The organism is Arthrospiribacter ruber (assembly GCF_019343195.1).
Lineage (GTDB): Bacteria > Bacteroidota > Bacteroidia > Cytophagales > Cyclobacteriaceae > Arthrospiribacter > Arthrospiribacter ruber.
In genome coordinates, this window is record NZ_RPHB01000008.1 from 103,859 (window position 1) to 117,673 (window position 13,815).

Below are 13,815 nucleotides of genomic sequence, written 5' to 3' on the forward strand. Positions count from 1 at the left end.
AAGGAGCAAAGGTAAGTATTTGAGGCAAAAGATTAAAGTAATTATTCATTCAGCCTTCTGTACACATATGGAAAATCGCTTAAAATCCGGATAACATGGTGGGCCAGCAAGGCAGGACTTGTCTTTTGGTCCAACTTTCTTCCCAAAAATTGCTGCATCCTGTTCTTGTAAGGCAGGACGGTATCTTCTATCCAATGAGCTGTTTTGTACCTCGGGTTGATGTTGACATAGCCAGCGGCCAATGCACTGGGTACCAAAAGGTGGGAACCATGAATTCCCAATATCAAATGCGTCTTCCCATATATACTATTTCTTTCTATCTCGGATTCGCTATGGATGTCATCCACCCTAAGGTCTTCGATTTCGGGAATAAACTTTCCTGTATTGCCAAGCCCGGAAACATACATTTCCACATCTGGAATTTCCTTAGAAATTATTTTATAAAATCTTTCAACAAGAAGTTTTTGCCTCCACAAAAAAACGAACCTGAATCTTCCAAGTACTTTGAATTTTCTACATGCCAAATAGGCTTTTTCAAGCATGTCCGAATCCAGCCAAAACCTGTCTTCTCTCAGCACAAAACCAATTCTTGGACTTCTATTTGAAAACTCCTTCAAATCAAATCTTGGAATTTTCACCAATTTTTGAAGGGGAACTTTCAAATGATCCAAATGCACATATGCAGGATGCAAAACCACCTCCTCAAAATCAGAAATGGCCTTTTTTATCTCTTCATGTAATCCCGGCATCACTGGCTGAATGGATGAAACCGGAATATCAACAGTCCAAACTTCCGCCACTAAACCGGGAACTAGCCAACGACATTGTTTGGGAATCAGTACAATTATGGCATATCCATCATATTCGATACAGGCATTCCAAAGTTTGGTGAATACATGCCCAAAACAATTATCCAGACAATTGATGATTACTGCTTTTTTGACATCATGTATTTTACTTCTCTCAAATGTAAGTTTCTCCACATTTCCGGACTTCAGACTTTCTTCCAATTGAGTTTCCAACCAATTGTAGTCAGCTGAAGGTTTTATCACTTCGTAAGTAGAGGAATCGACTTGTAAATCAAAATCAATGGTGTGGCCAATAGGCATAGTTTCCATCCATTTCCCATTACAAGCCCCACAGGAAAATGTGTGCATCACATGGATTCCGGAAAACAAAAACCCTTCGGACTGCAAGTCATTTTCCCCACAATGGGGACAATCTCTAAATACAGGCTGGTATGGATGTAGTGAAATCAAAATAAAAGAATGAAAGTATCGGACGAATATCCGTTTTTTTCATTGAATCAAAAAAACAAAGATATAAACCTGAAGACTCTTATTTCCAGTAAAAAACATGACAGCGATCATATTAAAAGGCAGAAAGGCTAAGCTCCACAAATAAAAAAAGTGGGTGAAATAAGCATATTGGTGGATTTTTTGTATTTTCCAATCATTAACTAAAACCTGAAAAAATGAAAACTATTTTAGTCCCTTACGATTTTTCACAGGAAGCCGAACATGCTTTCAACTTTGCCAAAGAACTTGCCAACAATACAAAAAAGAGGTTGAGGTTATTCCATGTAGTGGAATTGCCGGGGCCTCAAAGTTTCAACAGTATGGGTGACGCCACTGCCCATTCCAATGATGCACAGCAGATCTTTATGGTGGAACTTGTGGAAAAACGCAAGCAACAAATGGCCGAACTGGAAGCCAAATACAAAGATGCTCCTTTCAAGTTTGATACAAAGATTGTTTTTGGAAATCCTTTCGCTGGAATTTCCAGAGAAATCACTGAAGCAAATGCAGACCTTGTTGTTATGGGAAGTAAAGGTTCTTCCGGCCTTGAAGAAGTCCTGATCGGAAGCAATACAGAAAAAGTGGTCCGAAATGCTACATGCCCTGTCATTACCATCAAAAATGAAGTCCATCCGGATCAGATCAAGAAAGTGGTTTTTGCCAGTGACTTTGACGAAGTTCCGGAAAAAGTGGTTGAAAAACTGCAAACTGCTTCTTTGGTGATCAATGCCGAACTCCATTTGGTGAAAATCAACACACCAAGTATGTTTGAAAACTCACGGACATCCAAGAAAAAAATCCAGGACTTTGTGGCCAAATACGGCCTTAAAGTGGCCTCAATGGATGTTTATAACAGCTCCTCAGAGGAAGAAGGAATAATAGAATACGCAGATGACATCAATGCAGATATGATTGCCATGGCCACTCATGGAAGAACAGGGTTCTTGCATTTGCTAAGTGGAAGTATAGCAGAAGATGTTGTAAATGCCGCCAGAAGACCGGTATGGACCATGAAATCTAAGTGATATGGGAAGAAAGAGTAAAAGCAACGACTGGAAAAAAAGAGATGGAGTAGTCTATTCAACCAGTAGTGACTTTGAGTTTGATGCAGGCAATGAGGATGATATAGAAACTCCTCCGCCCCAACAACAAAAGCTAAAGGTCATGTTGGACAAAAAATCAAGAGGGGGAAAACAGGTCACTCTAGTTGATGGTTTTGTGGGCACTGAAGATGACTTAAAAGATCTGGGAAAAACGCTCAAAAACAAATGTGGCGTAGGAGGGTCTGCCAAGGATGGAGAAATTCTGATCCAGGGGGATCACCGGGACAAAGTGCTGGAAGTCCTTATCCAACTCGGCTATAAAGCAAAAAAATCAGGAGGTTAATCTATTTTAAGCACCAAGCTAATGTGGCTTGGTGTTTTTTGTCTTATGGTCAAAGTCAAATTATCGTATTTAATTGAGCTTATTTTATTGATTCCATTTTTTCCTTTCCTGTATCTGGAGGGGAAAAAAATCAGGAAAAAAGTCGTCCGGCTCCAGCCCGTATCCGAGTACATTAATTTGAAAGGTGTCCGAAAAGACAAATCTATTTTAGTCATAGGAGAATCCACTGCTGCCGGTGTAGGAGCTTCCCACCCGGGTTCTTCCTTGGGGGCAAATCTTTTTAATTCTTTAGATCAGGAATTCACTCTTATGAATCTGGGGAAAAATGGACTCAAAGCCGAAAAACTGAAATCCTTGCTGCAACATGGCCTTGACAACAAAACCCGGAAATTTGATATAATGGTGATTATGATAGGTGCTAACGATTGTTTTAAATTCACTCCTCCCCATAAGTTTTTAAAACAATTGGAAGATTTTATTGAGTTGGGACAAAGTCAATTGGGAACCGTTCATTTCGTCATTCCTTTCATTCCACCTGTCCATCAATTTCCTGCTATACCCGGTTTATTGCGATTCTTTTTGGGTTGGCACCGAAAATTGCTCGCGGGGACATCAAAAGCTATATCTTCAAAAAACAGCACGGTAAGTTTTTTAGAGTTGGAGCATTCATTTGACCCTATGTTTTACGCTGAAGATGGCATTCACCCCTCTGACCAAGGGTATCAGGAGATTGCCCAATTGATTTCAGAACAAATCCGGAAATCCTTTCAAAAAGAAAGTGGCCCCGAAACGGAGCCACCTAAAGTCTAAAAAGTGAACCACAAACTAAACTTTATTCTAAACTTTCTTTGGTAATTAAATAATGTTGGTTTTGGTTAGATATACGAGCAGATGAAGTCCAGTGGATTTAGATTAGTTTTAAAAAAACAAAAAACTACGGTTTTCACCTTCTAAAAGCATATGAACATCTATCTACGAGTGGATAAATTGGCCTTAGCAAAAGGTATTTCTATTCTAGGACACCCTCTTGTCTTGGGTAATATCTATGTCATTGCCATGAGTTTCCATAAAATGGATACAGAAGCCGCCACTTGGGTCAGCGCTCTGACTTTTTTCTTGATCACCCTACCAATTATAGCACACAACTTGTATAAAATGAAGGTAGGAAAATATGAAAACTTTGATGTATCCGATCAACAGCAGCGAAAATCCTTCTACCCATTTGCCTTAGGTTTGTTCACAGTTTTATTGATTCTGTTCCTTTTTCTTCCAGTTCCTTCAGACGTTTTGGTACAGACCTCGGTTTTCTTTTCCATGCTTGTGTCTATGGCTGTCATCAACCTAAAAGTCAAAGCTTCACTACATGCTGCCATTTCTTTTTATATAGCCCTATCCGTGTTTCAGGTGCACCTGTTACTTGGTGCAGTCTTAGCCATTATAGCACTTTCCATTTCCTGGTCTAGGCTGATATCGCAAAGACACAGCATCCAAGAGTTGATTATTGGGTGTATTTCAGGAATATCTTTCGGTATTATAAGCCTTCTCGTACTCGATTGGTAACAATTCGGATTCACTGACCACTCAAAACAGAATTTTGGCAGGTCATCACTTCATTGACCTGTCCCTAGGGAGGCTCCTAGGATTTTTATTTTCTTAATCCTAAATTATAACATACGCTTCTGAATTTGTAGTTCCATTTTGGTTTGACCAAAACAATTTTGAAAATGAAATATACCCAGATTAAAGAAACCTGTCTGTATATCTCAGACCTAGACTTAGCAGAGAACTTTTATCACGATATTCTCAATATGCCTGTGATCTCTAAGGTAGAAGGAAGACATATTTTTTTTAGGTGCGGCAGCTCGGTTTTACTGTGCTTTCTTCCGGAAGCCACGATGAACGAACAAAATCTTCCCCCGCATTTTGCACACGGAAAGCAACATATCGCCTTGGAAGTAAGCAAAAGAGAGTACCTTAAAGCCAAGTCCGAACTACTTGAAAAAGGGATCAAAATTACCCACGAGCAAGAATGGTCTAAAGGACAAAAAAGTTGCTATTTTGATGACCCATTCGGACATGTATTGGAAATTGTTCCGCAGGGCATTTGGGAGTCTTGAAAAAATAAAGACAATGATTATTTTAAAATAAGCTACCTTTAGGGAGTTTTTGCACTAAGCACCGGCAAGTTGTAGGCCGGATATTTCATTTTATAGCTTCCAAAGTCCATACAACGGCTTGAAGCCAAACTATACTGCCCCGATGGCATTTACTAATTTACCTCTGATTGAACCTATCCTCAAAGCCGTAGCGCATGAAGGATACACTACCCCTACACCTATTCAGCAACAGTCTATACCTCTGGTACTAGATGGTCATGACCTTCTGGGCTGTGCCCAGACAGGAACAGGAAAGACAGCTGCATTTTCCATACCTATCATACAGTTGCTAGCATCAAAGAAACAGTTCCGACCAGGAATAAAGGCTTTGATTCTGACTCCCACCAGAGAACTTGCCATTCAGATCGATGAAAGCCTGGCTGCTTACGGCCGCTTTACCAAAATCCGACACACTGTCATATTTGGAGGTGTTTCCCAACTCCATCAGACCAACGCCTTGAAAAGGGGTGTAGATATCCTCGTGGCTACTCCTGGAAGGCTTCTGGACCTTATCAATCAAAAATTTGTAGACCTCAGAAATCTTGAAATTTTTGTGCTGGATGAAGCTGACAGAATGCTGGATATGGGCTTTATTCATGATGTCAAAAAACTGATCAAAATAATCCCCCAGAAAAGACAGACATTGTTTTTCTCGGCCACTATGCCACCGGAAATTCAAAAATTGGCCGATTCACTTTTACATCAGCCTAAGTATGTAGAAGTGACACCTCCGTCAAGCACTGTGGACAGAATCAGCCAGAAGCTTTACTATACCAACAAAAATGAAAAGGCCAAATTGCTTACTCACCTTCTTGAAAAAGAAAATATAGGTTCAGCATTGGTTTTTGGTAGGACAAAGCATGGCTCGGACAAAATCGTAAAGCTTTTGATACGAGAGGGAATCAAGGCTGCTGCCATTCATGGCAACAAAAGTCAAAATGCCCGCCAAAAGGCTTTGAACGATTTTAAGGAAGGAAAAATCAGGGTCTTGGTGGCTACCGATATTGCGGCAAGAGGAATAGACATTGATGAACTGGCCAATGTGTTCAACTATGACTTACCCAATATTCCGGAGACTTATGTCCATAGAATAGGTCGGACGGGAAGGGCCGGAAATTCCGGATTGGCGATTTCTTTTTGTGATTCAGAAACCCTCAAAGAACTGAAGGATATAGAAAAGCTGATAGGAAAAAGAATTACAGTGGTCCACGAGCACCCGTATCCAATGACTGCTTCACCTTCGAATAATACCGAAGAAAAGCCTAAAAAGAAAAAGCCCTTTTTCAAAAGAAGGCGGGATTAACAAAAAAGGAGAAGTCCAGTTTTGATTTTATCATTAGAATCAAATCCTGGCTTCAATCCATTCAAGGATATCCTCAATGATGGAATCCTTCTCAGGTTCATTGACCAATTCATGGTACAAATCAGGATACCTGTGAAAGGTCTTGTCTTCTGAGGGTATCCTCCTGAAAAACTCCTCCGTTCCTTTTGGATTGGTCAAACTGTCTCCTGTCCCATGAAGTAGCAAAACCGGCCAGGAGAAAGATTTTGACTTAAATTCAATTAACCTCATTATCCTCAACAATTGAAACCCTGTACGCGCAGGGATGGCTTCTGAATATACCAAGGGATCTTCGATGTATTTGCTTACCTCTTTAGGATCTCTGGATATTTTATGAGGGTCCAGCTTAAGTACTTTTAGCTTTGGCGCGACGACACTCACAAAGCCGGACATTTTAATCAAGACCTTTGATACATTTTCATCTTGCTTAAGAGCGGGAGCACTTAAGATTACACCTGCAGTTTTTGGCTGGTATTCCAACATATAAGCGGCGACCAATCCCCCGCCCATACTGTGTCCAAAGATAAATGCGGGAATGGAAGGAAAGTAATTATTGACCTTCTCAAAAAGGGCATGAATGTCTTGAAGGTAGTCAGAATAATCATGGATATAAGCTGTGGGTTTTGGCGCTGAACTTTTGCCATGACCTCTGCCATCAAAGGTAAAAACTGCGATGTTTTTCTGAACCATTGCGGTTGCCAAATGAGCATACCTGCTGCTGTGTTCACCCAGTCCATGTACGATTAAAACTGAGGCTTTAGCCTGCTCCGGCATCCAAGCTTGAAGAAACAATTTCAATCCATCATGGGTGGCATATTCTGTTTGAAGATGTGACATTTCGATGTGGTTTTGGAAAAATAATCCTATTAAAAATCCTTTGAAATTTAAACTAAAAATCTGAATAGCTTATGATGTATTCCGATAAATAAGAAAAATAAAAGGTGGAAGAGAGGCTTCTTCCACCTTGATCTATAAGTTCACTTAACTCAAGGTATCCATTTGATATTCTTAAAATTAGGCTTCCTCTTCTCAAGGAAAGCATTTCTACCTTCTTTGGCCTCTTCAGTCATATAAGCAAGCCTGGTCGCTTCGCCAGCAAAGACCTGCTGACCTACCATACCATCATCAGTAAGGTTCATGGCAAACTTTAGCATTTTGATGGAAGTCGGGGATTTTTCCAGAATTTCCTGAGCCCATTGGTAGGCCGTATCTTCCAGCTCATCGTGGGGAATTACGGCATTGACCATGCCCATATCCGCTGCATCCTGTGCCGAATAATTCCGCCCCAAAAAGAAAATCTCACGTGCCTTTTTTTGTCCTACCATTTTGGCCAAATATGCCGATCCATAGCCACCGTCAAAACTTGTCACATCCGCATCTGTCTGCTTAAAAATAGCGTGCTCTTTACTTGCCAAGGTAAGATCACAGACCACGTGAAGACTGTGTCCTCCCCCTACTGCCCAACCGGGAACTACTGCTATCACTACCTTGGGCATAAATCTGATCAGACGCTGCACTTCCAGAATATTTAGCCTGTGCATCCCATCTTCCCCTACATAGCCTTGGTGTCCTCTGGCCTTTTGATCACCTCCGGAACAAAACGAATAAATCCCGTCTTTTGGAGAGGGACCCTCAGCAGATAAAAGTATTACTCCAATGGAAGTGTCTTCCTGGGCATCATAAAATGCATCGTATAGTTCGCTGGTAGTTTTTGGTCTAAATGCATTCCTTACTTCAGGCCTGTTAAATGCAATCCTTGCTACTCCATCACATTTTTTATAGGTGATGTCCTCATATTCTTTGGCGGTCTTCCAGTTTATCGTCATTTGAATGTTCTATTTTTTCCTGCAAGATAACAGCCTTCCATTAAATTTGTTGAATTTTGGAAGTCAGAGTAAAACAGACATGGGTAAAATTTATTTTGAAAACAGTATTTACACCTTTGAACATATCCGTCAAGGTCTATGGAAAGAAAGAGACTTGTACTTTCATCAAGCTCTGACCTTTGCACAACAGTGGCTCTTGGGACAAGAAAGCTTCGAAATCGGTACTTCCGGATCTACCGGTAAACCCAAAAACATCCAGATCCAAAGAGCACATATGAAAGCCTCTGCACTGGCTACGAAGGAATATTTCAGAATTGAATATAGTTCAAAGATACTATGCTGCCTCAATACCTGGATGATCGCTGGCAAAATGATGATTGTAAGGGGATTGGAATGGGATGCTGAAATTTACCTGATCAAACCGGTTGCCAATCCACTTCAGGAAGCTTGGTTACCGCTGGATTTGGCTTTTGCCGCTATGGTGCCTATGCAGGTTCAGGCTTGCCTGGATCAAGAAAACAGCCTCAATAAACTCAAACAAATCGAAAATCTGATCATAGGTGGTGCTCCGAGCAGTGGAGCTTTGATCGAAGAATTAAAAGCAAACCAAATCAATGCCTTTCAGACTTTCGGTATGACTGAAACTGTCTCGCACATTGCATTGGCAAATATCTCAGAAGAGGCTTTGTTGTATAAAACCCTTCCTGGGGTAGAAATAGGGACTGATGAGCAAAGTAGACTTTGGCTAAAAGGTCCCATGACAGGTTTCAGAACCATACAAAGCAACGATATTGTTGATATTTTGAACCCAGGTCAATTTCATTGGCTTGGCCGGGCGGACTTTGTGATCAATTCAGGTGGGGTAAAAGTTTATCCTGAAATTGTGGAAGATAAAATACAAGGCATTGTTTTTGAACATTTTGGATCTACAAACTATTTCATTTCTGCTTTACCTGATGCCAAATTGGGGCAAAAAGTAATTTTGATTGTAGAAGGTGAATCGCCAAATGTAAGCTTTGAAGGATTGACAGAAAGTATGAAAAGAGTGGTAAACAGGTACCATTTACCCAAAGAGGTCATCTTTCTCCCCAAGTTTGTTTACACAGCATCGGGTAAAATAAAAAGAACTGAAACCATAAAATTATTGAAATGAAATTTTTAGCCATTATCCTGACCATGATCTTCTTGGGTAACCCCACCTACAGGTCAACTGATTTTACATTGACTGTGACCAATGTAAAAAATGAACAGGGTGTAGTCCGCGTATTGCTCTTCAAATCCGAAGACGGATTTCCTAGTGATGTAAACAAGGCTTTTCAAAATGCTTCTGTGCCGATCAAAGGCGATAAAGCGACAATAGTATTCAAAGACATCCCTGAAGGTACCTATGCCTTCTCCGTCTTTCATGATAGTCAGAATACCGGAAAACTGAGGACCAATGCGCTGGGCATTCCGCGTGACGGGTATGGATTTTCTAACAATGCTTCTGGTACATTTGGTCCACCCAAATATCAGGATGCAGCCTTTAAAATAACCACTAATAAAAATGAATTAACCATCAAATTAAAGTAATCCTATTTTTGGGTCAAAAAAGCCATATGATCTTACTGGATTACCCCTACACCTCAGATTTTCTAAAAGAGACCATTGTCCAATTTCAGCTTCCTGTGGTGGCTACAGTGCCTGCTAAAGAAATAATGGGAGATTTGAAGGTAAATTGGATAAGTGAAAGAGACGCCGTAATCAGCTTACGTGATAAGCCTGATTCCAAAGTTTATACAAATTCTGAAAATTCGATTGAATGGATTGAACAAAACACTCAGGGTACCGGTATTCCTGAAAAAATCAGGATATTCAAAAATAAATATGCTTTCCGGGAACTCATCAAAGAAGCATATCCCGATTATTTTTTCAGCAAGCTTGACTTAGGGGATTTAGATAATCTGGTTCTATCTTCGGTCCGTTTTCCGTTTATCATCAAACCAATTGTGGGATTTTTCAGCCTGGGAGTCCACCTTGTCTCAAAAGCAGAAGATTGGCCTTCTATTAAGTCTAAAATCCGGTCTGAAATGGAGGCTACGAAAGCCCTTTACCCCAAAGAGGTTGTGGATAATACGGCGTTTGTGCTCGAGGAATACATAGAAGGTGAAGAGTATGCATTGGATTGTTATTTTGATGAAAATGGCGATCCTGTTATTTTGAATGTACTTCACCACGTTTTCAAATCAATGGATGATGTTTCGGACAGGTTATACTCAAGTTCCGAAAAAACAATCCGTTCACTGGAAAAACCAATATTGGAATTTTTAGCAGTGATTTCTTCCAAGATTGGGCTAAGGAACTTTCCTCTACACATTGAATTTAGGATGAAATCCGGGAAATTGATACCCATTGAAGTCAACCCTATGAGGTTTGGCGGATGGTGCACTACAGCAGACTTGACCTGGTATTCCTATGGCATCAACTCGTACCTCTCCTTCTTCGAATCGCAAAGACCTGATTGGAATAAGATTTTTGAAATTAGGCAAGAAAAGACCTATAGCCTGATACTGTTGGATAACAATTCAGGAATTCCATTTGAAGAAATCGCCTATTTTGATTTCGGGCTTTTGGCAAAAGACTTTGAGCGTCCTCTTCATATCCGAAAAGTACACATGGAAAAATATGGTGTATTTGGCTTTATCTTTACTGAAACGGGTAAAGGAAATGAACAAGAACTCCAAAGGATATTGCATTCAGACCTAAGATCTTACATCAAGCTATTGCCTTCAACCTTGGCCTAAAGTAGGGGAAATTAGAGATGGTTCGGGAAATACCTTTATTTTTGTCCATTCTTTATGATCAAAGAGTTTTGAACTGAAAACTACCTGGGAACAGGCACAAAATTAAAAATGCACCTTAAGACCGAAGATTTAGCCCGATTGGAAATTGAATTTGATTCAGGAGTGATCCCTCCCCCTTATAGCCATGTTTTCAAACTGAAAATTGGTTTTGGGAAAAACTTTTTGGATACTCAACTGGACATGGAATATACCGATCGGGAGGATCTAAGTGAGGAAGAAATCCTTAATGAAGGATTTTCTTTAGAGGACGACTACCATTTCCAGGGAGAAGTGCCCAAAGTCTGGGAAAAACCATTGAAAGAACTGTATGCCAAATCCAAGTGGTCAAACAATCGACTCGATCAAGAGGAAGGTGGCATATATATCCTTGCCAAGGATGTACACGGCAAGGTCAGCAGAACTACCCCTCTCAACCAACAAGAATGGCAATTTTTTACACAGGATTATATACAAGCCATCTATGAACTCAGCAAAAGGGAGGCTCCTTTACAGGTCAATTATTTGATCGTGGACCAGGCCGGTTCCAAAGAAATCAGTCTTACAGTTCGCTTTTCTATTCGAAAAGTGGAAGTCTTGGTCAATGGCAAAATGAAAGAAATCCATTGGGAAAAGGCCAAGGAACTGTTAGGGTATGTGTTTTTGCCGGACTATGATTATGACAGGGCAAAAGAAAAGAAACCTTCCCAAAACGGAGATTACATTGATTGTGGAGATGGGTACTGGCATGACATGAAAAAAGGAGTCTTCAACATTGATGACTCCTTTGATGCGATTTCCAGAATAAAAGAAGGATTCCGAAAACTTACCTGACAGCGGGGGATTCATTTTTATAAAAATCCCTCACAAAGGCCAAAAGTTGATTCTCGGTCAACTTATCACTCTTTTGGATAGAGATCCATTTATTGTCAAAAGACTTCAACTCCCTAAGCCTGTTCCGGATTTGTTCTTTAGCTGTTCCCGGTCCAAAAATCAAAATGTCTTCATAAGGTTGGAGTTTGGATTCGAGTATTTTGAAATAATCCCTCAGTTCATTTTGGCTGATATTGTGCTTTTTGTGTTCATTGTTGGAAGTATGGTTGTTGTTGGGAGTGAAACGGGTGCTGTCATTTCCCTCACCTGCCTCCCTCTTGAGGGCTTCTACCGGAGACTCCACTGTTTCAATCATATATGCCTGACCGTCTTGGTAGCCTATCAGCATTGCCTTGTTATGGTCTATCCATAATCCTAACTGTTTGAATGTCTTTTCATCCATATTCTTTCGGGTTTATTGTTTGTACAACTGATTTGCGGTTCACAGCAGGAATGCAATTGTTCCTGCATCTTAAATTACTGCTTTCTACAGAATCTTCCGAACCAAATTGAGTTTAATTTCTTCCTAAAAGACTTTACCTTGCGGGTTCAATATTTTGTATCCAAATGAATGATACCACAGGCACCAGAATCAATAAATATTTGAGTGAAGTTGGCTTTTGTTCCCGTAGGGAAGCGGACAAACTGATAGAAAAAGGCCTGGTAACAATAAATGGTAAAATCCCGGAAATGGGAACCAAAATCCAGGACGGCGACGAAATCAGGGTAAGAGGAAAACTGATTTCAGAGCCAGCAGAAGACCATGTCTATATTGCCTTCAACAAACCTGTGGGGATCGTATGCACTACGGACACGAAAGCCGAAAAAAACAATATCATCGACTACATCAATCATCCAAAACGAATATTTCATATAGGGAGACTGGACAAACCCAGTGAGGGCCTTATACTTTTGACCAGCGATGGGGATATAGTCAACAAAATATTAAGGGCTAAAAACAATCACGAAAAGGAGTATATAGTCACAGTAGATAAGCCAATTACAGCGGATTTTGTCCAGAAAATGAGTAATGGAATCCCTATTCTTGGAACGGTAACGGATAAGTGTGAAGTCAAACAAATCAACCGATTCAAATTCAACATCATCCTGACCCAAGGGCTCAATAGGCAAATCAGGCGAATGTGCGAATATTTGGGTTATAAGGTCACCAAACTGCAAAGAATCCGGATCATGAATATCCATTTGGACATGCCATTGGGAAGATGGAGAGACCTTACTCCAAAGGAAATGTCAGAACTGAACCGACTTATCGCTGATAGTTCGAAGACACATGAATGATTAGATTTTTGGAGTTAAATGAATTCAATACTCATGTAATCAACCTTTCATTCTGACTATCTCTGCTTTGATTTCCAATATCATCTGGGAAATATCCTCCAAACTTACAGGCTTGGACTTGTCTTTAGGGTTTGGGAAATCCGTACTGATAAATGCTTTGGCTTCCCAGATTTCCAGCACATCCTCTGCTTTTACTTCATAGGGTTTGTAATGCTCATTATCGGAGACCAGGTACAATTTCCCGTTTTCTTCAAGATAATTGAACACCCTTTTGTACACAATGCCTTCAGTTACCGTGACTAGGATATAGGTTTTCCCACTTTGAACCTGAGTCAATTGATCTACATAAGCACCGATTACAATCGTCCCAGGAACCAATGGCAACATGCTATCACCACTAAGCTCAAAAGCCCTGTATGTACTGCTTGTGGAAAGGCTGGGTAGGTGAAACTGCGGTAAGGATTCCATGTATTCCGGATCCGCAAATCCATTGAGATATCCGGCAGAAGCCTTTTGGGGAACCATGGTGATGTTTTCCTTGTCCTGATCATCTACTGCAATGGTCAGGACTTTGATATTTTTTTGCTGATTAACTTTTCTGCCATGCACCTGAATATCGTGGAATAAAAGCTCATCGAGGCTTGTGCCGAATGTCTCAGTAATAATTTCCAATGCCGCAAGCTTCGGCTCTGATCTTCCATCTTCATAAGCGGATATCATGCTCCGCTGTACACCTAGCTTTTCAGCCAGTTCCAATTGTGTCATCCCTTCTTTAGATCTGAGGAATTTCAGGTTTTTAGCTAACAACATAAGCCA

At 40.5% G+C, this 13,815-nt stretch carries 16 protein-coding genes; 11 read left to right on the forward strand and 5 right to left on the reverse strand.

Annotated elements, in window-relative coordinates; all coding sequences use genetic code 11:
• Positions 1-41 precede the first annotated feature (41 nt).
• Positions 42-1,259: a hypothetical protein gene (locus EGN73_RS16675; protein ID WP_219292521.1), complete on the reverse strand. Its 1,218-nt coding sequence runs from the start codon at positions 1,257-1,259 to the stop codon at positions 42-44.
• Positions 1,260-1,474: 215 nt separating this feature from the next.
• On the opposite strand from EGN73_RS16675, the gene EGN73_RS16680 reads away from it, so the two are divergent.
• The 6 genes from EGN73_RS16680 (at position 1,475) to EGN73_RS16705 (ending at position 6,143) form a co-directional block, all read left to right on the forward strand.
• Entirely contained in the window at positions 1,475-2,323 is an 849-nt protein-coding gene (locus tag EGN73_RS16680; protein WP_219292523.1) for a universal stress protein, read from the forward strand.
• 1 nt (position 2,324) lies between these two features.
• Complete coding sequence (locus EGN73_RS16685) at positions 2,325-2,684, forward strand: translation initiation factor (RefSeq protein WP_219292525.1); 360 nt, start codon at positions 2,325-2,327, stop codon at positions 2,682-2,684.
• A gap of 21 nt (positions 2,685-2,705) precedes the next feature.
• Positions 2,706-3,494 (forward strand): SGNH/GDSL hydrolase family protein, encoded by a 789-nt coding sequence (locus EGN73_RS16690; protein WP_219292527.1) that lies wholly within the window; start codon positions 2,706-2,708, stop codon positions 3,492-3,494.
• Positions 3,495-3,644: 150 nt separating this feature from the next.
• Positions 3,645-4,244, forward strand: coding sequence for a hypothetical protein (locus EGN73_RS16695; protein ID WP_246611633.1), 600 nt, complete (start codon positions 3,645-3,647; stop codon positions 4,242-4,244).
• A gap of 164 nt (positions 4,245-4,408) precedes the next feature.
• Positions 4,409-4,801 carry a VOC family protein gene (locus EGN73_RS16700; protein ID WP_219292529.1) on the forward strand — a complete coding sequence of 131 codons (393 nt, stop codon included), beginning with the start codon at positions 4,409-4,411 and terminating at the stop codon, positions 4,799-4,801.
• 142 nt (positions 4,802-4,943) lie between these two features.
• Positions 4,944-6,143, forward strand: coding sequence for a DEAD/DEAH box helicase (locus tag EGN73_RS16705; protein ID WP_219292531.1), 1,200 nt, complete (start codon positions 4,944-4,946; stop codon positions 6,141-6,143).
• Between the two features lie 39 nt (positions 6,144-6,182).
• Here the strand turns inward: EGN73_RS16705 and EGN73_RS16710 are convergent, their stop codons facing one another.
• A complete protein-coding gene (locus EGN73_RS16710; RefSeq protein WP_219292533.1) occupies positions 6,183-7,019 on the reverse strand; it encodes an alpha/beta hydrolase in 837 nt (278 codons plus the stop codon).
• A 149-nt stretch (positions 7,020-7,168) separates the two neighbouring features.
• Positions 7,169-8,008, reverse strand: coding sequence for a 1,4-dihydroxy-2-naphthoyl-CoA synthase (locus EGN73_RS16715; protein ID WP_219292535.1), 840 nt, complete (start codon positions 8,006-8,008; stop codon positions 7,169-7,171).
• A gap of 79 nt (positions 8,009-8,087) precedes the next feature.
• Between EGN73_RS16715 and EGN73_RS16720 the strand changes: the two genes are divergently transcribed.
• The 4 genes from EGN73_RS16720 to EGN73_RS16735 all read left to right on the forward strand — a co-directional run bounded on the left by EGN73_RS16720 (position 8,088) and on the right by EGN73_RS16735 (position 11,661).
• Positions 8,088-9,161, forward strand: a complete 1,074-nt coding sequence (locus tag EGN73_RS16720; protein ID WP_219292537.1) for an AMP-binding protein — start codon at positions 8,088-8,090, stop codon at positions 9,159-9,161.
• Positions 9,158-9,580, forward strand: coding sequence for a DUF2141 domain-containing protein (locus EGN73_RS16725; RefSeq protein ID WP_219292538.1), 423 nt, complete (start codon positions 9,158-9,160; stop codon positions 9,578-9,580). The genes EGN73_RS16720 and EGN73_RS16725 overlap by 4 nt, the downstream gene beginning before the upstream one ends.
• Positions 9,581-9,606: 26 nt before the next feature.
• A complete protein-coding gene (locus EGN73_RS16730; RefSeq protein WP_219292540.1) occupies positions 9,607-10,791 on the forward strand; it encodes an ATP-grasp domain-containing protein in 1,185 nt (394 codons plus the stop codon).
• 108 nt (positions 10,792-10,899) lie between these two features.
• Positions 10,900-11,661: a hypothetical protein gene (locus EGN73_RS16735; RefSeq protein WP_219292542.1), complete on the forward strand. Its 762-nt coding sequence runs from the start codon at positions 10,900-10,902 to the stop codon at positions 11,659-11,661.
• Here EGN73_RS16735 and EGN73_RS16740 read toward each other — a convergent pair.
• On the reverse strand, positions 11,654-12,103 hold the full coding sequence (locus EGN73_RS16740) for a hypothetical protein (protein ID WP_219292544.1): 450 nt from the start codon (positions 12,101-12,103) through the stop codon (positions 11,654-11,656). The two genes, EGN73_RS16735 and EGN73_RS16740, sit on opposite strands and share 8 nt — an antisense overlap.
• Before the next feature lie 164 nt (positions 12,104-12,267).
• Between EGN73_RS16740 and rluF the strand changes: the two genes are divergently transcribed.
• On the forward strand, positions 12,268-12,999 hold the full coding sequence (rluF, locus tag EGN73_RS16745) for a 23S rRNA pseudouridine(2604) synthase RluF (RefSeq protein ID WP_219292546.1): 732 nt from the start codon (positions 12,268-12,270) through the stop codon (positions 12,997-12,999).
• Positions 13,000-13,038: 39 nt separating this feature from the next.
• On the opposite strand, the gene EGN73_RS16750 is transcribed toward rluF, so the two are convergent.
• The gene (locus tag EGN73_RS16750) at positions 13,039-13,809 is read right to left on the reverse strand and encodes an XRE family transcriptional regulator (RefSeq protein ID WP_219292548.1); all 771 of its coding nucleotides are present in this window, start codon (positions 13,807-13,809) and stop codon (positions 13,039-13,041) included.
• Positions 13,810-13,815: the final 6 nt, after the last annotated feature.